Below are 3,852 nucleotides of genomic sequence, written 5' to 3'. Positions count from 1 at the left end.
TGGGGAATTAACCTAAACCTAAAAGCTCTTATCTAGCCTGATTCTATCACCAAATTTAATGTAGAGTTGGGATATCGTCAGTGCCCAGTTATGTGCGGGCATAGTCCATTTTTTGGAAATATCCCTGATGATCAAATACATCAGTTTTAAGAGCGCCTGTTCTGAGTTGAAAGCTCCCTTTGTCTTGGTTATCTTTCTGATCTGTCGATGCATCCCCTCGATGGGGTTAGTCGTATATATAATCTTTCGTATCTGCTGATCATATTCGAAGAAGGTGGAAAGATTTACCCAATTTTCCAGCCATGACTTAACTGCTAGAGGATATTTCTTCCCCCATTTTTCCTCGAACAACAGCAGGTTCTCATAACCCATTTCTTCATTGACCGCTCTGTAGATTGGTTTCATGTCGGCTATTACTTCCCTTTTGTCCTTATCTGTCACATAGCGTATGCTCGAACGGATCTGATGAACAACACAGAGCTGGATCCTGGTCTTTGGAAATATGGCCTCTATAGCTTCAGGGAAGCCCTTAAGCCCGTCAATACAGGCAATCAGGATATCCTCAACACCGCGTTGCTTTAGGTCCGTAAGAACCGAAAGCCAAAATTTAGCGCCCTCATGTTCTGAACTATAAAGCCCGATCAGGTCTTTACGACCATCCATACCTATACCCAATATATTGTAGATGGCTCTTGATTCTACCGTTCCGTTCTGACGAACCTTATAGTGCATGCAGTCCAGAAATACAAAAGGATAAACAGCTTCTAAGGGGCGACTTCGCCATTCATTGACAGCAGGCATGACGCTTTCGGTAATCCGAGAAATCTCTGTCGCGGAAATCTCCATAGCATACATTTCGCGGATGAAATCGCTGATAGCACGCATGCTCATACCTTTGGCATACATACTCAAAACATGACCTTCTAACTGTTCTGTAATGATCAATTGGCGTTTGGGGACAATCTTAGGCTCGAACGTTCCAGATCGATCGCGGCTCGTCTCCAACTCGAAGGTGCCCGTATGCGGACCCCGGACCGTCTTTTTGGTCTTGCCGTTCCTACGATTACTATTGCCTGAGGCTTTTTCTTCTTCAAGATGGTTGTCCATCTCGCCCGAAAGCATCGATTCCAATAAATGTTTCATCAGGGGCGCCAGAACGCCGTCATTGGGAGATAGGCTCTTGCCTTCGGATAATCCTTGAAGCGCTTCTTCCTTGAAGCGTTCAAAGTCAAATGGGGTCTTTTCTTTCATGACCGTATCGTTTGAATAATTGAATATAATGAATTACATCTAATTATTCCCCTGACACAGTTCAGGTTACAGTCTCGATCCTGCTTATCTTAAAATCCTTCCTTTCCTGGTTCAGACAACTCTAATGTCTAAAATCCACTCCCGCCATAGGTCTAAATACTAACTACTAAATACTAAATACTAAATACTAATGCGAATTAAGGGTTGAAAATAGGCTTTATGAAACAGGCTGTTAATTTACCGAACACATGTACTAATAGTCCTTTGGTAGATCTGACCTTACTTGCGTTTTGTATCTGTGTTTTTTCATTTATCCAATTAAAAAAGGATTCGATTGGTTGTCTTACCTTAGATACTGCTCTTGAAAACAGGTCATTATAAGCACGATCCCTGTTTTTTAAACAATCTGGTTTTCCTTGGGTTTCCCTTATCGGAGTATACATAATTGATTTTTTTTCTTTATAAAACCACTCGAAGAACGGGGCGTCACGGTATATCTTGTCACCAAAGAACGTCCTACCTGCGATGGATGCCCAATTCTCCTTAAATATGTTCAGGTCACTTTCAGATGCCTTGCTTATTACAATGCTTTCCGGACGAGGCAGCGTGGATTTGTTATAGCTGTTGAGCGCATGAAGCTTTAATCCAAAATACCAAAGCCTCTTCGTTGAGCAGAAGCTTTTATCCGTTATCTCCAGAGCTACCTTTGCCCTTCTAGTCCCACTGCAGGTTATGATGGGCATAGAGTCCAGTAGGGAAAATTCTCTGGAGCACTCCTCTGGTGCAAAGTCCTCTATAACTGACTGACAAAGAGATCTCAAAACATCAAAAAGGCGGTTGATACGGGTGTTGAATGCTACGTATGAAGTTAGCTTGGGAAACCAATCCATCAGATAATCCGAGGCGAATTTATGGATCTGCTTGATCCTTAGCCGCTGTTCCTCGTGCACACTGAATAAATAGATGGTCAAAACCTCCTGATCAGTAAAGTCAGGTTTGTTATTGTTTGAAAATCGCTGACAATAATATTGCAGTTCACTGTCATATTTATCACAAACATACTGGTATAATTTTATTAATTTTAGAGCCTTGGCCTGATTGATCATGTTGTTTAATAATGCGTAAGGAACATTATAAATATACTGATAATCAGGCTTTTATGCAAGTTTTCACCCCTCTTTTTAAGAAGCTTTTTCCAATATATTTCAACCCTTAATTCGCATTACTAAATACTAACTACTATTTTCAAATTATTATCGTAATATTGCGATATATAAAAAACAAAGCATGGGACTTACTAAATCAGAAATATTCACGGACGAGCAAAACAGATTAGCTTCTCTATTTAAGGTTCTGGCACACCCTGCAAGGGTTGCCATACTTCAATATATCATTAACCAGAAAGCCTGTATCTGTAATGATCTGGTCGAGGAATTGGGATTGGCACAGGCTACGATTTCTCAGCATTTAAAGGAGTTAAAGAGTATCGGCATCATTCAAGGCACAATCGAGGTTAAATCTGTTTGTTATTGCATCGATAAAAATGTTTGGAAAAAAATCCAAGCAGATTTTAATTCATTCTTTGATCAGGAAGTAAAGGTAAACAAGTGCTGTTAGCCGTGTTTTTTTAATATTTAACATCGCTATATTACGATACAATATTTTAATAAATCATTTCAAAATTCAAAAACAATGAAACTATCAAACATCAAAGAAATCTTACCAACATTAGACAATGTTGAATTTCAATTAGAAAACGGAACTTTTGTTCCCGAACATTTCCACGTTACGGAAGTAGGTATTATTACCAAACACTTTATTGATTGTGGCGGAACAATTAGAAACGAGCAAGTCGTCAATTTCCAATTATGGAATGCCAACGATTTTGAACACAGATTAAAACCAACCAAATTATTAAACATCATTAAATTATCCGAAGAAAAATTGGGCATTGATGATGCCGAAATAGAAGTAGAATATCAGAGCGAAACAATCGGTAAATACGATTTGGATTTTAACGGAAACCATTTTGTACTGAAGAACAAACAAACCGCTTGCTTGGCAAGTGATGCCTGCGGTATTCCTGCCGAAAAACAAAAAGTAAAATTATCAGAGCTGAACAGTGCTTGCTGTACACCTAATTCGGGCTGTTGTTAAACCCTATAAACTAATCGTAATGTATAAAAATTTAGCTGAAACCATAAAGGGAATAACTGATGTTCAGACCATAAGCGAGGAACGTAAAACCGTATTACAGCCGTTGGTAGATTACATACAGCAAAAGGTAAATAGCGGACAGGAAATAAATCTAAATTTCATCTGTACCCACAATTCACGCAGAAGCCATTTGTCGCAGGTTTGGGCACAGGTGGCAAGTGTATATTACCATATTCCGAATGTGCATTGTTATTCGGGCGGTACGGAAGAAACGGCACTATTTCCAAAAGTTGCAGAAACATTGACTAATCAGGGTTTAAACATCTTTAAAATTGCAGACAATAATAATCCTGTATATGCTATAAAGTATAGTGAAAATACTTTACCTATAATCGGTTTTTCAAAAAAGTACGATAGCCCTTTCAATCCTGTATCGGCATTCAC

5 protein-coding genes are annotated in these 3,852 nt (G+C 39.0%); 3 read left to right on the top strand and 2 right to left on the bottom strand.

The window, feature by feature from the left end; genetic code table 11:
• Window positions 1-18: 18 nt before the first annotated feature.
• A complete protein-coding gene (locus tag B4A24_RS03530) occupies window positions 19-1,251 on the bottom strand; it encodes an IS256 family transposase (RefSeq protein ID WP_293942663.1) in 1,233 nt (410 codons plus the stop codon).
• A gap of 197 nt (window positions 1,252-1,448) precedes the next feature.
• Window positions 1,449-2,357, bottom strand: coding sequence for a transposase (locus B4A24_RS03525; RefSeq protein ID WP_149524546.1), 909 nt, complete (start codon window positions 2,355-2,357; stop codon window positions 1,449-1,451).
• 181 nt (window positions 2,358-2,538) lie between these two features.
• On the opposite strand from B4A24_RS03525, the gene B4A24_RS03520 reads away from it, so the two are divergent.
• The 3 genes from B4A24_RS03520 to B4A24_RS03510 all read left to right on the top strand — a co-directional run.
• Window positions 2,539-2,868, top strand: coding sequence for an ArsR/SmtB family transcription factor (locus B4A24_RS03520; RefSeq protein ID WP_002993233.1), 330 nt, complete (start codon window positions 2,539-2,541; stop codon window positions 2,866-2,868).
• Window positions 2,869-2,943: 75 nt separating this feature from the next.
• The gene (locus B4A24_RS03515; protein ID WP_149524430.1) at window positions 2,944-3,408 is read left to right on the top strand and encodes a DUF6428 family protein; all 465 of its coding nucleotides are present in this window, start codon (window positions 2,944-2,946) and stop codon (window positions 3,406-3,408) included.
• A gap of 19 nt (window positions 3,409-3,427) precedes the next feature.
• The coding region (locus tag B4A24_RS03510) for a protein-tyrosine-phosphatase (protein WP_293942659.1) at window positions 3,428-3,852 on the top strand (425 nt) is incomplete at its 3' end.

This window comes from Sphingobacterium sp. UBA7249, from assembly GCF_002472835.1.
GTDB lineage: Bacteria > Bacteroidota > Bacteroidia > Sphingobacteriales > Sphingobacteriaceae > Sphingobacterium > Sphingobacterium prati.
The sequence above is the reverse complement of the archived record's forward strand: the minus strand, read 5'-3'. Positions and strand labels throughout refer to the sequence as shown.